Origin of the sequence: Rhodococcus sp. 27YEA15 (genome assembly GCF_049739425.1) — a bacterium.
Taxonomy (GTDB): Bacteria; Actinomycetota; Actinomycetes; order Mycobacteriales; family Mycobacteriaceae; genus Rhodococcus_F.
The window spans coordinates 134,965-154,774 of sequence record NZ_JBMHHW010000002.1; the positions used below are offsets into that span (position 1 = coordinate 134,965).

A 19,810-nucleotide genomic window follows, 5' to 3' on the forward strand; every position below is an offset into this window, starting at 1 on the left:
CTCACCGGCTGAGCAGTCCCGAGCCGCAGAGACCAGCCAGGAGAGGAACGCGGGTGGTGGGCGTAGTCACAGCGCCTGTCTCACCCTGGCCCTTCCGCCCCGCGGGCAGTCGAACTGACTGACATCGGTGCCGTTACCGCCGGCAGTCGAGCACTAGGAGCAGGGAATAGTCATGTTTGCGAACAGGTTCCATGAATAGGACTCTGTGATCGGCCCACGGATTTCGGACACTGGACCCGCTTACGATAGGGATCTACTGAAATGAGTCCGACCAGCATGAGCAGATCACGGAGATCGTTCTCGACAGAGTTCAAGGACGAACTGTGCCGAGAGGTCATCGAGTCGTCCAAGCTGGTCAGCGAAGTCGCCAAGGCCTACGGGGTCGGTGACGACAGCCTGCGGCGCTGGCTCGTCAAGTACCGCGAAACCCACGGCGGTGCTGCCGACGGGGATCTCACGCTCACCGAACGCGCCCGCCTCAACCAGCTCGAACGCGAGAACCGTGAGCTTCGGGCAGAAGCGGCCTTCCTGAAAAAAGCGGCCTCGTACTTCGCGCGGGAGCCACGGTAGTGGCGAAGTACGAGTTCGTCGACTCCTACGTCACCGACGACTCCACGACCGTCTCGATAGTCGACCGATGCCGCTGGCTCGAGGTGTCGACGTCCGGTTTCTACCACTGGCGCAGCCGACCACAGTCCGCCACTTCCATCCGCAGAGATGTTCTTGCAGAACAGATTCGATCGTTCTTCGGTGCATCGAACGGAACCTACGGCTACCGCCGCATCCATGCAGATCTCGCCGCAGCCGGCGTCGAGTGTTCCCCGGAATTGGTGCGTTCGATCATGCGAGAACACGACCTGATCCCGTGCCAGCTGCGTCCGTTTCGGGTCACCACCGATTCCGCCCCGGACGGTGAACCGGTCGTTCCGGATTTGCTGCTGCGGGACTTCACCGCGGACCGTCCGGGGATCACGTTCGTCGGCGACATCACCTACGTTCACACTTGGCAGGGGTTCGTCTATCTCGCGACGGTCATCGATTGCTTTTCTCGCAAAGTCGTGGGGTGGTCTATCGCAGATCACATGCGCACCGAGCTCGTCGCGACTGCGTTGACGAACGCAGCGGCAACGACCCTCATCGAGCCGGACGCGATCTTTCACTCCGATCGCGGCAGTGTCTACACCTCTCGGGCCTACCGGACTCTGGTGAGCTCTCTGGGCATACGGTCGTCGATGGGACGGACTGGGGTGTGTTGGGACAACAGTATGGCCGAAAGTTTCTTTGCGGCACTGAAGAACGAGCGCATCTACCGAACAGTCTATCCCACCAAAGACAAAGCGCGACAAGACATCATCAAGTACATCGAAGGCTTTTACAATTCGAGGCGTCGACATTCAGCACTCGGATACCGGTTCCCGAACGATGTCCACTACAGTTACAAGCAGCTCGCGATCACGGCCTGAATTAGTCATCTCCATTGTCCGAAATCCCCGCGGCAGATCACCTGGGCCAATCGGTGGGCTATGCCCAGGTTGCGGCGGGCATGTCCAAGTCCAACGGAGTCATGCGAGTAGAGGACTATTTTGAGCCGGCTCATCGAATCTTCCTCTCATTTCTCGTCGGCGGCTTCGGCAGCCAGCCATGTATGCGGATTGAAAAGATTCTCAGGATCAAAAACACGTTTCACCTCGCGTTGTAATGCCAGCCCGAGCGGTCCGATTTCTTTACTAATCCACGCCCGTTTGACTAACCCGACACCGTGCTCACCCGTGATAGTGCCGCCGATCGACAAGGCCCAGTCGAAAAGCTCGCCGGACGCTCCGGTGACGATGGATGGTGGCGAGAGCTCTTCGGACTTTGCAAGAGTGAAGCTAGGATGGAGATTGCCATCCGCGGCGTGGGCGACTACCGAGAACTCCAGTCCGCGGGCGCGCGCGATAGCCTTGCCTTGGCGTACCCCGGCGACAACCTGGGATCGCGGTACTGCAATATCCCCTCCTGAGGACCACCGATCTGCGGGTACCGACCGACCGCAGCGCCGCAATTCAGAATACCTATGCGCTTCGGCATCATTGAGAACATCGACAGCGCCACCCACCGTCCGGAGATGCTCCGCGAGCACCGCGAGCTCGGCATCGGCGGCGAGTCCATCGGTTTGCGCAAGAACCAGTGCCGCGCCGCGTATGGCGAGCGCAGTGCCGCTGTCTCGGTCGATCTCACGCAGTGCTCCGCTATCGAGAAGCTCGAGTGCCGCCGGCCGAATCTCTGAGCGTGCGACCGCATTGAGAGCAGCCTCAGCGGCACCGAGGTCTCGGAAGTAGGCGGTCGCCCAACGGGTCCTGGCAGGGCGTGGGTAAAGTCGTACTGTCACTTCGGCGACCACCCCCAGCGTGCCTTCGGATCCCACGAAGAGGCTGGTTAGGTCAAATCCGGCAACTCCTTTTAGTGTGCGGTGACCGGTTTCAAGCAACCGCCCACCAGTCAGCACAACTCTCAGTGCCAACACAGATTCGCGGGTCACTCCGTACTTTGCGCAACGCAGACCACCTGCATTTGTGGCCACGTTCCCGCCGATGGTGGAGTACCGCGCGCTGGATGGGTCAGGGGCGTACATCAGGCCATGCTTTGCCGCTGCGGCATCAAGATCGGCGGTGCGCACTCCGGCACCGACGACTGTTGTATGGTCGATTGGATCGATTGGGCCGATGTGTCGCAGCCGCGTCGTCGAGACCACGAGAGATCCAGCAGGAGCGCTCACGCCTCCGGCGAGTCCGGTCCCCGCCCCACGTGGAACCATAATGATGCCCTCGACTGTCGCCGTTTTGACAATGTCTCTCAATTCCGCAACTGAACCAGGGCGGACTTCGGCCAGTGGCATACCGGGGAGCCTTACGTTGGCGCGGTCGACCGAAACATCGTTAAGTGCGTTCAGGCTGGTTAGCACGTTCTCATCTCCGACGATGCTGCACAGTCTCTTTCGCAAGTGCTCTTTCATTTCCAAGTCGTCACCAGGGTGGAAACGCAAGTCAGCAGTGCCGCCGCATCCGCGTCGCACAGCGCGTTGGTCTCGACGGACAAATTGAGAGCTCCCGGTAGGTCTCCCTTGTCTGCAAAGAATTTCAGCACCGGCTGGTCTCGTTGGTCGAAACCTGTAGGTGGGGCAACGTAGTGGTAAATCGACAGTGTCTGCCTGCGATCTTCGAACTGAATAAATTCCGGCGGTAGCAGCCGACGCGCTGCGGCGGGATCAATTCGGGCGTGTTCGTAGGCACGTAACGATGCGAGAAAGACCCGGCGAAGATAGTTGTCTCCGCCGAACGTAAATGCAACGAAACCGAAGGTCTTCAAACGGGTTACGGAGACGCGTTCAGATTCGGTGTAGCGATTTGCGCTACCCAGACGCGCAGCGAATACTTGTTGCCCCAACCAACGGTTACTCGCCTCAGCAAAGTAGGCTAATAGCACGGAGGACGAGGACACTCGATAAGCGGCGGCGATGCGTAGAGTGTCTGTCTCGCCGGATGGGACGACCGCTAGCGTCCGACGCAGCACTCCCCCGTCCACAACGGACAGCTGTGGCGCAGAGTCTGCGATTGCCGATACTTGTCTGAGATGGACGGCGGCACGCTCGCTAGCCATTGCTCCCTCAGACGATGATTCCCAGCGAGCTTGGTCAAGCTGATCGAATGCAGTTCTTCCTGCAACCCGAGATCCGGCCAAGAGCGCGCCGAGATTATCTGCACCGGCTGCGTCGACGAGTACCCGAGGGACTGCGGCAAACAACCGTGTCACCCAACCGTTCGTCACGATGGCCCCCAACTTCACCGGCACGCCTGTCGTGATGTCCACAGGTTTACGACTGATCATCCTGAAGAGTTCGGCGACGGCGGGGTCACTCGGACCCAGACTCTCTACGCACACCACGTCGACCGCTCCCCCATCTCGTACTCGTTGCCAGCTCGAAGTGCACCCGTAGCCTGAAAATTGAGTTCGCAGACTCGAAGTCTGTGAAAATACGGAGGCGATGACTGCCGGGGCAGTTGTCTAATGCAAATGGGGTGCGCAGGGGGACGTCGAGGTAGACATCAGGACTTGCCCCCCAGCCTGGAGTATCGACTCGGTTATTTCGGAGAAAGTCCCAGGTCTGCTGCTGTGCCCAACTGAGGTCAGCGAATTCACCACCGTTGCCTTGAAAATGAACCGTCACGACGTTCGCGGGCATGCGAACTCCTGTCCCTCACTAAGTGATGATCGTGCCCTCATTGTGCGGAATCGATTCCCGTTGGGGCAACGGTGTTCGTGTGCACTTCGGTGAAGTTTGGTGTGGATCAGCTGGCCGAAACGCCGAATTCGATCAGGGTTCGTCGGTCTGCCACCGGACCGATCGAAAGCAAAACAAGTCCACAATCCGTGGCGAGTTCTCTCAGTTCTCCCGATGTGCGTTCCCGTCCTCCGAAGCACATCAGCATGAACAGATCGAGTGCAGTATTCGCGACCAGGTCATGCGCATTGGTACGTAGCGCCTCGACCACCAGCACCCGGCCATCGGAACCTGCCGCTTGTGCACACCGACGTAATATCGAGCGGCTTTCCTCATCTCCCCAGTCGTGCAGGACGTCCGAAAGCAGGTAAGCATCAGCGTTTGCTGGCAAGGGGTCGAAGAAACTTCCAGGAATCGTCTCCGCCCGGCTAGTCAGACCTTCTCGACCGAAACGCATGCGAGCGCGCTGAGCCGTCGGAGGTAAATCGAGAACCGCTCCCCTCACACTTGGATGGTCGCTGAGGATTGCGGATAGAAGGGTGCCGTCACCACCGCCGACATCGACCACTGAACCGAACCTGCTCCAGTCGAAACGCTGGGCAATCTGACGGGCCTGAATCTGGAACCTTCGACTCATCTTGGCGTCGAAGGATTCCTGCAGGTTCGGGTTCGCTTCAAGATCGGTCCAAAAATCGACGCCATAGCGACGGGGATACGCCGGTTTGCCGGTGACAATTGTTTCCAATAGATCCGCGAACGCCAATTCCGCACGGCCAATCGCGGAGTACGCGTCCAAGTCGGCGCGTGTACCGCTGGGGTGGTCTTCGCGTAGCTGCCGACCCCACTCGGATGGAGTGTAACGCCCAGTCTGGTCGTCGTATTCGAAAGCGCCGACGGTTACCAGATGGTCGAGCAACCGACGGAGTGCTGTTGCCGATGTTTTCGTCGGTGTCGCAAGTTCATCGGCGGTAGCTCCTGAATCACCTGTGAGATCCGCAAGCCGTAAGGTCGCCGCGACCCGAAGGACCATGGGTGTGGCAAGATTCGCCGCCGCCAAGAGCGAGGGCTTCGATACTTCGGTCACAATTCCTCCTGGTTAGACCGTGAAGCCTGACAGTGGTTAACTGAATTAGCTGTGCAGAAAGGCCATGCTCTGCTTGCATTGCTCTGTGCGAAACGAAGTGTTGCGCTGGTTTCACCAGACCACCAAAAGCCTGCGTTATGCAGACTACCGACGGTATTTTTCACTGCAAGCACTTTCCCTCACCGGCAACTGGATCCAAGTCGTTGCGGCGAACTGGCTCGTTCTACAAATTACCGGTTCGGCTGTTGCGGTGGGCTTCACGAGCGCACTTGAGTTTCTACCCTGCCTACTCTTAGGGCTTCACGCTGGTGCAGTCGTCGACTCCCTGCGTGTCAGGGTGAGTTGAGTCCAACGGTTCACAGCAACCCCGCCTGCAGGGCGAGATACGGATCAACTCTTCTATGACAATGTCCAGCCTGGCCGTGGCCGGGGACAATGCCCGCATGGACTCCTCGCAGCCGCGTTCCGACGGCGCACGCCGACGCCGCGCGTTCACCCCGGCGGACAAGCTCGCGCATCTGGCCGCCTACGAACAGGCCTGCGAAAGCAACGAGGGCGGCGCCTACCTGCGCCGTGAGGGCCTGTACTCGTCGCTGATCAGCGAGTGGCGCAAGCAGCGCGACGCCGGTGTCCTCGACGGCAAACCAGCCGGCGCGAAGGTCGGCAAGCTCACCGCCGAGCAGGTCGAGATCGCCCGCCTGCGTGCCGAACTCGATCGCACCAACAAGCGGCTCGCGACGACCGAGGTCGCTCTCGAGATCATGGGAAAAGCACACGCGCTCTTGGAACAGATCTCCGAGAGCGCGGACACCGACGAGCCGCGCAGGAAGCGTTGATGACCGCCCACCACGACCTCACCGATGCCGGTGTGACCACCAGGGCAGCAACAATATTGACGTCGGTGACCCGGTCGACCGCAGCCCGGAACAGGACGCGTTCGCTGGTGCCGGTGCGGTCGGCAGCAGCGGTGAAGCAGGTTCCGGCGAACAAGCTCACCCCGGCCGAACGCCAGGCGGTGCTCACGATGCTCGACTGCGACCGGTTCGTCGACCAGGCCCCACTCGAGGTTTATACCCAGCTCCTCGACGAGGGCACCTATCTGTGTTCGGTGTCGACGATGTACCGAATCCTGCGGGAAAACATGCAGGTCACCGACCGCCGCCGGCAGGCCCGACATCCCGCCAAAGCCTGCCCCGAGTTGGTGGCCGAAGCGCCACGGCAGGTCTACACCTGGGACATCACCAAACTTCCCGGCCCGACCAAGGGCGTCTACTTCGACGCCTATGTGATGGTCGACATCTACTCCCGCTACGTCGTCGGAGTGCACGTCCAGACCCGCGAATCCGGACTCCTTGCCGTCGAGTTCATGACGGAAATCTTTGCCGTGCACGGCATCCCGAACGTTGTGCATGCGGACCGGGGAACGTCGATGACCAGCAAGCCGGTCGCCACCCTGCTCGCGGATCTCGAGGTGACCCGCTCGCACTCGCGGCCGAAGGTCTCCAACGACAACCCGTATTCCGAATCGCTGTTCAAGACCCTCAAATACGGGCCGGGGTTCCCGGAGCGGTTCGGGTCGATCCACCACGCCCGACAGTTCATGGAAACGTTCGTGACCTGGTACAACCACGAACACCGTCACACCGGAATCGGCCTGCACACCCCCGCCGACGTCCACTTCGGACTCGCCGCGCAGAAAGCCGCTGAACGCTCCGCCGTCCTGGCTGAGGCTCGGCGCAGCCATCCGGAGCGATTCGGGGCCTCGGATCGAGGCCCGAAGATCCTGAATTTGCCCACCGAAGCGTGGATCAACAAACCCGCGGTCATCGACGGCACCGAACCCGTGGCAGATCAGGCCGCCGCGTAACACCCATTGGACTCAATCACCTTGACAAGTTCCGACTGGCTGGGTGCCCGTCGCGTTCTTCGAGCGACCCAGGTAGCGGGAGCAGTTGTCACCGCGGCGACAGGGATCGCACTGCTAATGGGAAACGCAGGTTTGATCCTGGTGTGGTGTATGACTGCGATCCTTGGTGCAGTGCGTGCCTTCGAGCGTCCTGCCGCTCAGGCTTATCTCCCATCCCTGGTACCGACCGAAGCATTGGTCAACGCCGTTGCCTTCACTGGTCTGCTCACTACTTCGACACGATTCTTTGGACCGGCGATGGGGGCGCTGCTGCTGGTGAGCGGCGGTCCTTGGCTTTGCTTCGTCGTGAATAGCGTCGGCTTCGCCGTTGTGGCTGCTTTCTTACCTCGTGAGCGGAAAGAGCGTGGCTCCCGAAACTGGGTTTCGGTGCGCGCTGGGTTGCACTACATCCGGACAGATCGTGTGCTGGGTCCAGTCGTTGGCATTGCATTTGTTGTGTTCATGGCAGCTTTCAATTTCCCAACTTCGCTAACGCTGTTCGCGAACGGAACCCTCCACGGCGGGAACGCAGCATACGGCCGCTTGATGTCTGCAACGGGTTTGGGCGCCTTGGTCGTGGTGGTTGCCTTAGCTGGACGCCCGCCGACCGGGACGCGTGCTGTCGGTGTTGCCGCAATCGCGCTCGGAGGCGCCCTGGCAGTGCTCGGGACGGCTCGGACGGAACTTCCAGCGCTAGGGGCGGCGGTCCTAGTTGGGGCAAGCTCAACAGGTTTCGCAGTGATTGTGGCAAGCGTCCTGCAAATGCGGACCGGCGACGACGTAAGAGGCCGAGTTATGTCTGTTTACACACTGGCCCTGTTCGGCACGTCTGCCATTGGCGGTCCGATGACGGGGGTGCTTGTCGACCTGACGAATCCCGCCGCGGAACTTGTCAAGGTGATTGAGTCCAATGGGTGTTACGCGGCGGCCTGATCTGCCACGGGTTCGGTGCCGTCGATGACCGCGGGTTTGTTGATCCACGCTTCGGTGGGCAAATTCAGGATCTTCGGGCCTCGATCCGAGGCCCCGAATCGCTCCGGATGGCTGCGCCGAGCCTCAGCCAGGACGGCGGAGCGTTCAGCGGCTTTCTGCGCGGCGAGTCCGAAGTGGACGTCGGCGGGGGTGTGCAGGCCGATTCCGGTGTGACGGTGTTCGTGGTTGTACCAGGTCACGAACGTTTCCATGAACTGTCGGGCGTGGTGGATCGACCCGAACCGCTCCGGGAACCCCGGCCCGTATTTGAGGGTCTTGAACAGCGATTCGGAATACGGGTTGTCGTTGGAGACCTTCGGCCGCGAGTGCGAGCGGGTCACCTCGAGATCCGCGAGCAGGGTGGCGACCGGCTTGCTGGTCATCGACGTTCCCCGGTCCGCATGCACAACGTTCGGGATGCCGTGCACGGCAAAGATTTCCGTCATGAACTCGACGGCAAGGAGTCCGGATTCGCGGGTCTGGACGTGCACTCCGACGACGTAGCGGGAGTAGATGTCGACCATCACATAGGCGTCGAAGTAGACGCCCTTGGTCGGGCCGGGAAGTTTGGTGATGTCCCAGGTGTAGACCTGCCGTGGCGCTTCGGCCACCAACTCGGGGCAGGCTTTGGCGGGATGTCGGGCCTGCCGGCGGCGGTCGGTGACCTGCATGTTTTCCCGCAGGATTCGGTACATCGTCGACACCGAACACAGATAGGTGCCCTCGTCGAGGAGCTGGGTATAAACCTCGAGTGGGGCCTGGTCGACGAACCGGTCGCAGTCGAGCATCGTGAGCACCGCCTGGCGTTCGGCCGGGGTGAGCTTGTTCGCCGGAACCTGCTTCACCGCTGCTGCCGACCGCACCGGCACCAGCGAACGCGTCCTGTTCCGGGCTGCGGTCGACCGGGTCACCGACGTCAATATTGTTGCTGCCCTGGTGGTCACACCGGCATCGGTGAGGTCGTGGTGGGCGGTCATCAACGCTTCCTGCGCGGCTCGTCGGTGTCCGCGCTCTCGGAGATCTGTTCCAAGAGCGCGTGTGCTTTTCCCATGATCTCGAGAGCGACCTCGGTCGTCGCGAGCCGCTTGTTGGTGCGATCGAGTTCGGCACGCAGGCGGGCGATCTCGACCTGCTCGGCGGTGAGCTTGCCGACCTTCGCGCCGGCTGGTTTGCCGTCGAGGACACCGGCGTCGCGCTGCTTGCGCCACTCGCTGATCAGCGACGAGTACAGGCCCTCACGGCGCAGGTAGGCGCCGCCCTCGTTGCTTTCGCAGGCCTGTTCGTAGGCGGCCAGATGCGCGAGCTTGTCCGCCGGGGTGAACGCGCGGCGTCGGCGTGCGCCGTCGGAACGCGGCTGCGAGGAGTCCATGCGGGCATTGTCCCCGGCCACGGCCAGGCTGGACATTGTCATAGAAGAGTTGATCCGTATCTCGCCCTGCAGGCGGGGTTGCTGTGAACCGTTGGACTCAACTCACCCTGACACGCAGGGCCGCGACGCTATGGGCTGCGGCAGCAGCGTGCGCCCTGGCTGGAGTACTGCTCCTACTACTTCGACCTGACCGACCGTAGTGGGCCGATAAGTGACCACCAGGCCGCCACCGTCGGTTCTTCGGCGAGGTCAACCGGCGCGACGTTCACACCGAGTCGCCGCCAGCGCTCGACGAGAGTCATTAGACGTAATGAGTCCATCCCCTGCGCCATAAGGTCGCCAGATTGGGCTACGTTGTCGACGGACTCGCCTAAGATCTCAGCGACATCGGCCAACATCGTGTCCCACGTCAGCGGCAGGGCAAGCCCCTCAAGTACATTGGCAGTGGTCGTTGCGACTCCACAGCGGCCTGCAACGTAGCGAAGCGCGTCCTCGTGCTCACCCCTGGAAAAATCTGCGACAGCGTCGGCGACGATGAACGGCTGGACCTCGGTCATGAAGGCATGGGCAGCCGTTATGAGGCAACCAATATGGGCGTACACGCCGGTCACAATCAGCTGGTCACGCCCGAACCGATTCAAGAGTAAGGCAAGATCTGTACCCAGGAATGCGTTGTAACGAGTCTTCGTAAGCAGAACATCGCCAGGGGCAGGTGCTAGCTCGGCGATAATTGCGGTCTGGTCGTCGCTGTCCGGCACACCAGGTCCCCAGAGATCTCCCAGCAGACCTCGTTGTTGACGATCCTGACTGCCGGGCTGGGCGGTGTAGATGACCGGTATACCCAATTCCGCTGCTCTCGTGCGTATTTCGTTGATGTGGTCGACCAGTTCGACGACGGGTGACTGCCCCGAGGTGAAAGCACTGAGGAAATAGTGTTGTACGTCATGAATCAACAGGGCTGCTCGCTGCGGCTCCAGTTTCCATTTCAATCGATGCGGGGGCAACTCCTCGAAGGTCGGCATGGCGTATGGCTGAATACGGGGGATGCTCACGATTGATTGTCCTTATCTTTGTCAAGACCGGTTCGAAGGTCCATTCGGCGGACTTTGCCGATCGCGGTTTCTGGGAAACGGGAAACAAATTCGAACCGATCCGGGATCTTGTAAGCTGCGAGTCCGCGCTGTCGTAGAAACTCTCTGAGCTCGGTTGCTGCCGGGCTGGGCGTCCGAGAAATCACATAAGCGCAACTCCGCTCACCTAGGTGTTGTGGGTATGGACGTTGCTGACGCGGGAGTGAAGTAGACGGGCTGGTCCTTCGCGGCAGGATGGAAGTTGCGAAACTGACCATCAACAGCAAAGGGACCAGCCCTGTGACACACCGTAATGCCCCACTCACCGTCGAGGGAAGACGACGCCTGATCGAGCGCTGCCAGAGTCGTCCGATCGCCCACGTCGCCGCCGAAATGGGTATCTCCCGCCAATGCGCCTCCACCTGGGTCAATCGGTATCGCAAGTTCGGTGACCTGGGATTACAGGACCGCTCCAGCACACCGCACCATCAACCGACTGCCACAGCGGCAGGGCTTGTCGCCGAGATCGAATTCATGCGACGGACCCGGAAATGGTCTTCCTTCACGGATCACGTTCGAACTGGGCACCGACGGCATCGTCATTGCTCGCCGGACGGTCACGAAAATCCTGCGGGATCTCGGGCTGAATCGTCGCCGGTTCATCGACCCGAACGGCGAAACCAACCGAAAAACGCAGGTTATCGCCGCGAAACGGCCTGGTCAGATGGTGCATGTCGACGTCAAGAAAGTCGGCCGCATCCCTGACGGCGGCGGGTGGCGCGTTCATGGCCGCGGGTCCGAGCAGGCCAAACGATCACAACGCCGGAAAACGAAGAACAAGCAGGCCCGGATCGGTTACACCTACCTGCATTCCGCGATCGACGGCAACACCCGCCTGGCGTACACCGAAGCCCGCGACAACGAAACCGCTGCAACAGCCATCGATTTCATGAACAACGCCCGCGTCTTCTTCGCCGCCCACGGCATCACCCGAATCGAGCGCGTGATCACTGACAACGGATCATGCTACCGGGCAGCAGATTTCACCGCTTCACTTCGCGAAGCGCGGCACTACCGCATCAAGCCCTACACCCCGAAACACAACGGGAAAGTCGAACGCTACAACCGCATCCTCGCCGAAGAACTGCTGTACTCCCGCGAGTACACCAGCGAAGCCGAGCGGCGCACTGCCGTCGAAATCTGGAATGTTCACTACAATTACCACCGACCGCATTCAGCACGCGGAGGACGACCGCCCGCCGCTTACCGCCGGCACCGCGTAACTAACGTCCGTGCCTCATACAACTAGCCCGCCTGCTTCCACTGCACCTTGCCTTCGACGCAGTTGGTTCGGTAATGTTCGCGCCTCGAATCATGATGGGCCCGTTCGAGGATGTCAGCGGTGCCCAACTCGATGATGCCGTGCAAGCACTTGTCGAAGCTGACAAGGCGCTCGGCGAGAATAGCGAAGCACGGTTCTGGCACGCCGTGTTGCTGGCACGGGCCGGCCGCCCGGAGGAGGCCAGACGGGCCTTCGGTGTGGTGTTCGACCGGGCGCCGCATTTACGCGCTTACCTGCGGAGCATCGCTGCGGTGGGCTTTCTCGACGATCCGGAGCAATACCTGTGACAGAGCATGCAGATCCCATCGCCCACTCGCTCGACACCTATGTGTCGGCTTCGCGTGTCGCGGACCTGACGGCAGCGCTGATTCGCTGCGATACTTCCAACCCGCCAGGTGACGAACGAGCAGTCATCGCGCTACTCGTCGACACACTGACCGAGACAGGTTTTACGACAACGATTTTCGATGCGTCACCCGCGCGACCGTCGGTGCTCGCTACCGCCGGCCCGGTCGACGGATCAGCGCCGATCATCCTGGTGAACGGTCACATCGACGTGGTCCCTGCCCGCAGCGAGGAATGGCAGGCAGATCCGTTCGAAGGGGTGATCGAGACTGATCGCGTCGTCGGACGCGGCGCGTGCGACATGAAAGGTGGAATTGCCGCGGCGATCGAAGGTTTCCGGGCATGCCGCGACGCCGACGTCGCGATCGACTGTGGCATCGTCTTCCATCTCGTTGCGGACGAGGAAACCGGTGGCCAGTTTGGCACGATCGCCTTGGCAGATGCCGGTTTGATCGTCGCCGATGCGTGCATCATTCCCGAACCCAACGAACTTCACGTCGGAATCGCCGAGCGGGGCACTCTGATTGCCGAGATCGAAGTCGAGGGACGTGCAGCGCACGGTAGCGATCCTGCTCGCGGCCACTCGGCCATCGCGGACGCCGCCCGCATCGTGACGGACTTGCATCTAGCCGATTTCAGTGGCCCGGTTCATCCCTTGCTTGGTCAACCGTCGTGCAACGTCGGAACGATCGTGGGCGGGACAGCTGCCAATGTCGTTGCAAGCCGATGCACCGTGACGGTGGACAGAAGAACTCTCCCCGGACAAGGTCCCACACAGGTGACGGAGTCCCTCACCGACAAGATCAACCGTCTCGATCCTCCCGTCAATTACCGGATTCGAACCCGAACTTTTGTCGAAGCATCCGAACTGCCGTCCGACCATCCCTTTACCGAGTACATGACAAGAACTGCTCTCGGGCGTTCGGGAAGTGCCTCTATCGCAGGCTCTCTGCTGGGAAGCGATGCACGGATTCTACGGAACCGACTGGGTATTCCGACGGTGATCTACGGACCAGGGTCGATGACGGATGCGCACACAGCCGGTGAATGGGTCGGCATAGACGATCTGGTGCGCGCAGCCAAGACATTCGCACGCGTCTTCGCATCGTTCGGGATGCACCCTCTCACCCGAGTACTCACCGATTCCCTCAATCCCGACACGTATCCTTGTCACACCGCCGACTGAAATGAGGTGACCGCTCCGCCCATGAGGTATGTGACAGTCGACAACGTCGAACACCTCGCCCGCGGTGCATCCTTTCTCGCCTCAGGCGGTGGCGGTGACCCCTTTCTTCCGCTGCAGATGCTGCGATGCGCGCTCGAAAAGCACGGGCCAGTTCAACTCGTCGATGCGGATGCGTTGAATCCCGAAGCCACACTTCTCCCCGTTGCGATCGGCGGCAGCCCCAGCGCCGTCGTCGAGGCATTTCCGGGCAACCCCGAGATCACGCTGCTGCGTGAGATCGTCGAAAAACACCTCGGCCGTGTATGTGAGGCGGTACTACCCATACAGATCGGTCCGGTTAACGGGTTGTTCCCCATTGTCGTCGCCGCGGAACTCGGGCTTCCGTGTATCGACTCCGATCTCATGGCCCGCTGCTTCCCCGCTCTGGAGATGTCGTTCCTCACCCTGGCTGGGTTTCCGTTGTCGCCGATCTTCATGGTGGGAGCGATGGGCGCCTATTCCATCGTGCGTGCGGGCGGCGATCGCACCGGAAGCAAGCTCCTTCGTGCAACACTGACCGAGATGGGAATGGTAGCTGTCACAAGCGCCTACCGGGTCACTGCGCAGGATTGCGTCGTGCACGGAGCCTTTCGGTCGCTTTCGCGAATCGTCGATCTCGGAAAGCTCGTCCACGCAATGGAATCGGGCGAACTCGTGGACCTCGACCGCACCTTGGATGTATGTGGTGGGCTCGTGATCTTCGAGGGAACAGTTGTCGAAGTCATTCACGAAGTGACGTCGGGGATTCCGCGCGGAGTCGTTACAGTCCTCGGCGACGACGTATCGGGGGGCATTGGAAGTGTCGATGTACTGCGAATAGACCAACAGAGCGAGAACCTGATCGCATCGATCAACGGTGTCACGATTTCCACTGTTCCAGACATCATCACCGCCCTCGACGGAGAAACCGGAACAGTAGTACAGATAACGTCCTTGTCGAGGGGACAGCACATTCGAGTAGTGGCGCTGCCGGGCGACCCCAGGTGGCACACGCCGCACGCTGCCACACTGGTGGGGCCGCGGGCTTTCGGATTCGACATCGACCCGGTGTCGGTGGGATTTCGACAATGACCGCGACCTCGATGGGCATCTCCCTCAGCACACGTCCGGCAGCGGTGCTGTTGGACGCAAACGGCGACACGGTTGACGACGCCGAGGCGGTAGACAGCAAAGCGTCATCCATCGCGGAGATGCTGCGCACGCTATTACACGAACACCAAGCGAACCGGATAACAGCGGTCATGGTTGCCGGACTGGGCGAAGTCTCGACTTCGCGTTTACCGATCGACGCGGAGAAGGTGGGAGTTCTTCGAATAGCAGGCCCGACAACGACATCCGTCCCGCCGATGTTCGGTTGGCCGGACTCACTCACGCGCGCAGTAGGTGGTCCGGCAACCGTGGTGGCCGGCGGACACGAGTACGACGGAACTGAGCGGTGCGACCTCGACACCGGCGCGGTCGTAGATTTTGCGCGTTCCTGCAAGACGTTGAGTATCAGAGCTTTTGCCATTGTAGGAACCAATTCGCAGTCGATGCCCACGCATGAATCCGCAGCTGCCGCGATCGTCACGGACATCGTCGGCCCACAGGCCACTGTCACGTTCGGCAGCGCAGCGAGTGGAATCGGGTTGATCGAACGCGAGAACGTCACAATCCTCGACTCCGCCTTCTCAGCTCGCTCCGCACGGGTCGCCGCCGAGATGACGCACATACTGCGCACGCTGGGCGTGGACGCTCAGATGCACGTCGTCAGCGGGGACGGAACACTCATGTCCGTCGCGGACATGATCCGGCACCCGCTTCGGGTCCGGGAATCGACCCGTGCCGGCGTCATCGGCGGCATCCGGCACGAGCATGATCTTGCGGACGCTCTTGTAGTGCACGCGTCGCCGACCCACAGCTACGTCACCGCCATCACGGACGGCCTTCCATGGGAAAGTCATCACACCGCAACGATGTTCGGCGTTCCCACTTCGTCCACCGGGCTGTGGAAGACACGAATCCCACGGGAGCTACTCGAAGCGAAACTGCCTCGCTTGGTAAATCGGATGAGATCCTGGCTCGGCGACGCTCCGGTCGTCTTTCTGACAGCTTCAGGAAATCCTCAACCCCTCTGCCCCGGAACCGTTCTCGCTTCCCGGCTGGGCCACCTGGCCGGGGCGTTGGGCGCGGCGACCGCATTTGCCGGCGGAACAATCGATCGGGTCTATCCGTTCAGAGACAGCACGTATGCCGAGTGTGTAGCCGCTGCCCGAGCAGATGCCGTCGACGCAGCGGTGCGGGCGGGTGCCGATCCAGCGAAAATCGAGATCGCGCGCTTCCGCGACACCCCCCTTACCTACGTCAACAGCACCTGCATAAGGCTCAGGGCCACAGCCATGGGGCCTTTGAAATGAAATTCCTGCCGGTGACCGTCAGCCAACTGTTGTCTGTCGACGCCATACCCGAGCATCGCGTCGTAGGAGGGCAGTCGGGGCTGAACCGAAGAGTGATGCGAGTGATGCCGTGCGCGGACGTCCACTGGATTCAGAAGCTTCCCCCGGAGACCTTGGTCGTCTTCACTCGAGGTGCCATTCGAGCCGAACACCTCTCCACCGACCTCGCAATCCGGCTCGCACACAGCGTCGGCGCATCTGCTCTGGTCATGGAAGCGCGCGCAGGCGATTCCCCTCGCAACGGAGATACTGGCGGACAGACTCTCCATTCCACTGATCAGCGTCGAATCGATGGATGCCGCTGTAATAGTTGCGGCTTGCGACGAGTATGTTCGCGCCCCCGAGACTTCAGCCCTACGCATCGTCACCGACGCCGTCAACTACTTCCGGACACCACCCGGCACTGCGCAGCAACTGATCTCAGCGCTCAACCGCACCATCCATGCGGAGACGGCAATGATCGATGCGGAGGGGCGTCTGCTAGCCGGATCAGAACACTGCCATGCACTGGCAGGTATGAACGAAGGACGTAGCCTCATGTCAGCAACGCAGCCACGTCCGGGTTCGTTCGTCACAGATGGTCACGAATCCGTTGTTCTGCAACCAATTCAGATTACACACGGATCAGCCAATATCTGGCTCGTCGCGGTCAAGGCTACTTGCCCGTCGTTTCTTCTCGACGCGATCGCGCAGGCGATGTCGGTTGCCGCCTTGTCGTACAGCGTCCTACTCGCCTCGCGAACTGCGCACATCGAGCGCGAGAGTCGCCACCGATCCATGCTCCTAGGGGAAATCCTCGACCAAGCCGACGATGTATCGCCGCGAACGCTCGAGAAGAGCAGCGCGTTGCGCTGGCGACTCGGCGGTTGGCACACCGCCGTCTACGTCACCTGGAGAACCACCGAAATCTCGTATCCCAGTGAGACATTGACCGCACTAGAGCGTCTGCTGGCCACCCAAGGCATCGAAACCGCCGTCATCGAACAATCCGACGGCTATGTGTTTTGGACTACGTCGGACGAGAATTCTTCGGATACCGGGCCTGATTCGAATTCCGGAGATGATCTGGGTCGAACAGTGTCAAGGATCCTCTCCAACATCGACAGTTCAGACCACTTCCGATTCTGCGGTGGGATCGGCGGAACAGAATTCGGTGCTGCCGGCATCAAGAAGTCACTCATGCAAGCAAAACAGGCCGCAATGATCGCACGCGGCGCGTCGACGCCGTTTGCCATCGAACACGCCACGTCTGTGAGCACCGCGCGCTTGCTCTCAGGTTGGTTCGAAGCCCAATCAATGCGGGACGCAGCACTGGGGCTTCTCGAACCTCTAACCCTCGTCGATCCCAGCGGAGACCTCGTGAAAACCCTCAGCTGCTATCTCGACAACGAATCGTCGGCAACGGCAACGGCCCAATCACTCGGACTGCACCGCAACACTGTCCTGCAACGATTGGAGAGAGTTCGCACCGCTCTCGGTCTCGACCTGACCGATCCGGACGATCGATTGATCCTGCACTTATCAACCAGAGTGTTGGGCATGGACCAGCCCTCACTGCCGCGCAAAAGCACAGAAGTGAGCGGAAACTGACGCCAACGTGCAGGAGCAATGGCGCACTCTACCCAACGCACCAAGCCAGCGCAGGATCAGCGGAAATCTGTCCTGTGGCATCCGTAGCTGGCCAGGTCAAGACTATACAGGTCCATACCCACTTGTTCGGATCATCCTCGGGCAGTTCGGGATCGGGCCACAACCCGTAGAAACCGGCCATCGCGAGAACGTCGACCTTGTCGTGAATAAACCATCAAATATTCTACCCTGCTCCACTTTCATCCACTTGCAGTATCCGGTGTCCGGGATGATGGCTCGTTGTTTGGGGACGCGACTTCTGAATGATGTCTTATCCGTTATCTACTCTTGATTACCTGGTCGAGGCACGTTGGCCGGCAAGTGTTCGTGCAATGTTCCTTTCCGTTATCAGGGTCTTTGCTGGCGCATTGGTTAGCTTTGTCAGGTGGACGTTTTCGTGGCGGCGCGGGGCAGTGTCGCCGTCAGATGGTCAGCCCGGTATGTCGTGATCGATGGCGCGTACCGTGTGCACACGAAAGCGGCGGCGTATTTAGCGACGCTGCGCGCGTTGGACCGAACTCCAAACACCGAACGGGTATACGCGGGCCGTATTGCGTTGTTTCTGAGCTGCTGCGGGGCGGTCCGGATTCGATTGTCAGGAAATATAGTTCAGCGATTTGGCGTGGTTTTGCGGTGGCTCGCGGCTGAGCCGTTGCCCCCTCGTAGGCCGGGTACGCCATCGCGGTTTCGCGGAGCGGGCACAGCGAACACGGTGATGACGTCGGTGCGCGAGTGCCTACGGTTCGTCGCAGCACACGGTTGGGTCTCGTCAGAACTGATACCACGGTTGTCACGTCGAAAGGATCGACCTGGTTGTAACGTTCAACTGACGACGGACACTCGATCTGTTGAGTTGCTATTCATTCCTCTCTCAGCAACATCTGATCACCGGATCGGTGCGCGTCTCGACCGCCGGTCGCTGTGCGAATGGCGAAAGCCGCTAGCTGCGACGCAATCCCGAACAGCGATCCGAGTACTGCAGCGCCCACCGCAACTGCAATGGGACCGTGAACCGTCACGTTATCAATCGGCAGCGCCGTGGTCTGAACCGCAGCGGCGATCATGGCGAAGCCCACGAACGAGCCGGGTGATTGCGACAAGAATCTCACGCGGGCAGACTGCGCGATCGTAAACGCCGAAACCGCAATGACCAGCATCGCTATAAATATCTGGTCAGGGAGACGCGAAAGCGCGTAGAGCGCAATGGCACCAACAAATATTCCCCAAAGATTGCTCGAAAGCTGAAGTATCAGACCCGATTTACCTAGCCCACAGAAGAAGAAGGTCAACCAAGCGAGGAAAACCAGCCACGTAGGCAAACTGAGAAGACCGGTCACCCACACCGAAACACCCGCAAGTACACCAACACTGATGGCTAGGCTGTTCGTTTCGTTCATGTTCATGGACTTTCTGTGCATGGAGCATCGGTCTTTCGGACTGGCGCGACGGCGGGCCGCACATGCAATGGAAAGCGACCCGCGATCGCGAAATGTTCCGTACGCTGTTCCGCTTCACCCGATACGACGAGCAAAGAGATGCTCGTACGCTCAGTTGTCCACGGACATCTTCTCCGCTTCGACGAGAATCACAGCGGCACGTTTGGCGCGTTGAGCCGCTTGATGGTCGTCCTCGACGAGCGCGGTAATAATCGCGCCTTCCATCAGCAACATCAAATGGTCGGCCAGTTCGCGCGACGATCCTGCGCGAATACCCGAGTCCTCGACCAGTTCCAGAAGCCAAGTACGAGTGCGATCCTTATGTCTAAAGACCGCCAGCTGGGCATCAGGGTTTGTCTTTCCGACCTGCACCGAGGCGTTGATGAAGGTGCATCCGTGGAAGCTTCGCGAATTGATCCACTTGTCGAGCACATCAAACACGGCCACCGCTGGAAGTTCCGTGTTGGATTCTGCGTGGCCGAGTTGGTCGACGAACCACCGGAAGTGCTTTTCGTCGACCGAGGACAGGCACTCGGAAACGACGAGTTCCTTTGTCGAAAAGTGTTTGTACAGCGTTGGTTTGCTCACGCCGGCTGCGGCAGCAATCTCTTCCATGCTGACCGAAGCGATACCCTCCCGGTAGAAGGTATCGGCGGCTGCTTGCAGAATAGTGCTCCGGGTTTCCTCCTTACGGCGCCGACGAGCAGCGTAGTTGGGTTCTATGGCGCTCATCATC

The 19,810-nt window shown here is 60.5% G+C and carries 17 protein-coding genes and 2 pseudogenes; 10 read left to right on the plus strand and 9 right to left on the minus strand.

The features are described 5' to 3' along the window. Positions 1–276 precede the first annotated feature (276 nt). A protein-coding gene (locus ABH922_RS25645) for an IS3 family transposase (RefSeq protein ID WP_424809858.1) occupies positions 277–1,463 on the plus strand; the annotation gives its coding sequence in 2 pieces (ribosomal slippage) (positions 277–538 and positions 538–1,463; 1,188 coding nt in all). A 146-nt stretch (positions 1,464–1,609) separates the two neighbouring features. Here ABH922_RS25645 and ABH922_RS25650 read toward each other — a convergent pair. The 4 genes and pseudogenes from ABH922_RS25650 to ABH922_RS25665 form a co-directional block, all read right to left on the minus strand. After that, positions 1,610–2,995, minus strand: coding sequence for an FAD-binding oxidoreductase (locus ABH922_RS25650; protein ID WP_424809871.1), 1,386 nt, complete (start codon positions 2,993–2,995; stop codon positions 1,610–1,612). Beyond that, positions 2,992–3,867, minus strand: coding sequence for a hypothetical protein (locus ABH922_RS25655; protein ID WP_424809872.1), 876 nt, complete (start codon positions 3,865–3,867; stop codon positions 2,992–2,994). Before ABH922_RS25655 ends, ABH922_RS25650 begins: the two co-directional genes overlap by 4 nt. A gap of 461 nt (positions 3,868–4,328) precedes the next feature. Then, complete coding sequence (locus ABH922_RS25660; RefSeq protein WP_424810314.1) at positions 4,329–5,057, minus strand: methyltransferase; 729 nt, start codon at positions 5,055–5,057, stop codon at positions 4,329–4,331. Positions 5,058–5,108: 51 nt separating this feature from the next. Then, positions 5,109–5,345, minus strand: a pseudogene (locus tag ABH922_RS25665) (methyltransferase family protein); the annotation flags it as partial. Between the two features lie 64 nt (positions 5,346–5,409). On the opposite strand from ABH922_RS25665, the gene ABH922_RS25670 reads away from it, so the two are divergent. From ABH922_RS25670 to ABH922_RS25680, 3 genes are all read left to right on the plus strand, one after another. Further along, entirely contained in the window at positions 5,410–5,691 is a 282-nt protein-coding gene (locus tag ABH922_RS25670) for an MFS transporter (RefSeq protein ID WP_424809873.1), read from the plus strand. A 97-nt stretch (positions 5,692–5,788) separates the two neighbouring features. Continuing rightward, positions 5,789–7,212 (plus strand): IS3 family transposase gene (locus ABH922_RS25675; protein WP_424810315.1). Its coding sequence is split into 2 segments (ribosomal slippage): positions 5,789–6,149 and positions 6,149–7,212, totalling 1,425 coding nucleotides; the frame shifts between segments, so codons are not numbered across the junction. Between the two features lie 21 nt (positions 7,213–7,233). After that, entirely contained in the window at positions 7,234–8,184 is a 951-nt protein-coding gene (locus ABH922_RS25680) for an MFS transporter (RefSeq protein ID WP_424809874.1), read from the plus strand. On the opposite strand, the gene ABH922_RS25685 is transcribed toward ABH922_RS25680, so the two are convergent. From ABH922_RS25685 to ABH922_RS25695, 3 genes are all read right to left on the minus strand, one after another. After that, a protein-coding gene (locus tag ABH922_RS25685) for an IS3 family transposase (protein WP_424810315.1) occupies positions 8,169–9,592 on the minus strand; the annotation gives its coding sequence in 2 pieces (ribosomal slippage) (positions 8,169–9,232 and positions 9,232–9,592; 1,425 coding nt in all). The genes ABH922_RS25680 and ABH922_RS25685 overlap by 16 nt on opposite strands. 176 nt (positions 9,593–9,768) lie before the next feature. Further along, a complete protein-coding gene (locus tag ABH922_RS25690) occupies positions 9,769–10,644 on the minus strand; it encodes an isochorismatase family protein (RefSeq protein ID WP_424809875.1) in 876 nt (291 codons plus the stop codon). Then, a complete protein-coding gene (locus ABH922_RS25695) occupies positions 10,641–10,940 on the minus strand; it encodes an AMP-binding enzyme (RefSeq protein WP_424809876.1) in 300 nt (99 codons plus the stop codon). Before ABH922_RS25695 ends, ABH922_RS25690 begins: the two co-directional genes overlap by 4 nt. Before the next feature lie 22 nt (positions 10,941–10,962). Between ABH922_RS25695 and ABH922_RS25700 the strand changes: the two are divergent. From ABH922_RS25700 to ABH922_RS25725, 6 genes and pseudogenes are all read left to right on the plus strand, one after another. Then, positions 10,963–11,971 (plus strand): annotated as a pseudogene (locus ABH922_RS25700) (IS481 family transposase). 65 nt (positions 11,972–12,036) lie between these two features. After that, positions 12,037–12,291 (plus strand): hypothetical protein, encoded by a 255-nt coding sequence (locus ABH922_RS25705; RefSeq protein WP_424809877.1) that lies wholly within the window; start codon positions 12,037–12,039, stop codon positions 12,289–12,291. Further along, positions 12,288–13,535, plus strand: a complete 1,248-nt coding sequence (locus ABH922_RS25710; protein WP_424809878.1) for a M20 family metallopeptidase — start codon at positions 12,288–12,290, stop codon at positions 13,533–13,535. Before ABH922_RS25705 ends, ABH922_RS25710 begins: the two co-directional genes overlap by 4 nt. 21 nt (positions 13,536–13,556) lie before the next feature. Beyond that, positions 13,557–14,645 carry a DUF917 domain-containing protein gene (locus tag ABH922_RS25715; RefSeq protein ID WP_424809879.1) on the plus strand — a complete coding sequence of 363 codons (1,089 nt, stop codon included), beginning with the start codon at positions 13,557–13,559 and terminating at the stop codon, positions 14,643–14,645. Further along, a complete protein-coding gene (locus tag ABH922_RS25720) occupies positions 14,642–15,970 on the plus strand; it encodes a hypothetical protein (RefSeq protein WP_424809880.1) in 1,329 nt (442 codons plus the stop codon). The genes ABH922_RS25715 and ABH922_RS25720 overlap by 4 nt, the downstream gene beginning before the upstream one ends. A 171-nt stretch (positions 15,971–16,141) precedes the next feature. After that, on the plus strand, positions 16,142–17,599 hold the full coding sequence (locus ABH922_RS25725; protein ID WP_424809881.1) for a PucR family transcriptional regulator: 1,458 nt from the start codon (positions 16,142–16,144) through the stop codon (positions 17,597–17,599). Positions 17,600–18,498: 899 nt separating this feature from the next. Here ABH922_RS25725 and ABH922_RS25730 read toward each other — a convergent pair. Next, entirely contained in the window at positions 18,499–19,035 is a 537-nt protein-coding gene (locus ABH922_RS25730) for a DUF1097 domain-containing protein (RefSeq protein ID WP_424809882.1), read from the minus strand. A 150-nt stretch (positions 19,036–19,185) separates the two neighbouring features. After that, a complete protein-coding gene (locus ABH922_RS25735) occupies positions 19,186–19,806 on the minus strand; it encodes a TetR/AcrR family transcriptional regulator (RefSeq protein WP_424809883.1) in 621 nt (206 codons plus the stop codon). Positions 19,807–19,810 lie beyond the last annotated feature (4 nt).

Coding starts and splice junctions, on each gene's coding strand:
- ABH922_RS25715 (WP_424809879.1), top strand. CDS start 13,557: ATGAGGTATGTGACAGTCGACAACGTCGAACACCTCGCCCGCGGTGCA.
- ABH922_RS25650 (WP_424809871.1), bottom strand. CDS start 2,995: ATGAAAGAGCACTTGCGAAAGAGACTGTGCAGCATCGTCGGAGATGAG.
- ABH922_RS25655 (WP_424809872.1), bottom strand. CDS start 3,867: ATGATCAGTCGTAAACCTGTGGACATCACGACAGGCGTGCCGGTGAAG.
- ABH922_RS25670 (WP_424809873.1), top strand. CDS start 5,410: ATGCTCTGCTTGCATTGCTCTGTGCGAAACGAAGTGTTGCGCTGGTTT.
- ABH922_RS25705 (WP_424809877.1), top strand. CDS start 12,037: ATGATGGGCCCGTTCGAGGATGTCAGCGGTGCCCAACTCGATGATGCC.
- ABH922_RS25730 (WP_424809882.1), bottom strand. CDS start 19,035: ATGAACGAAACGAACAGCCTAGCCATCAGTGTTGGTGTACTTGCGGGT.
- ABH922_RS25720 (WP_424809880.1), top strand. CDS start 14,642: ATGACCGCGACCTCGATGGGCATCTCCCTCAGCACACGTCCGGCAGCG.
- ABH922_RS25735 (WP_424809883.1), bottom strand. CDS start 19,806: ATGAGCGCCATAGAACCCAACTACGCTGCTCGTCGGCGCCGTAAGGAG.
- ABH922_RS25695 (WP_424809876.1), bottom strand. CDS start 10,940: ATGGTCAGTTTCGCAACTTCCATCCTGCCGCGAAGGACCAGCCCGTCT.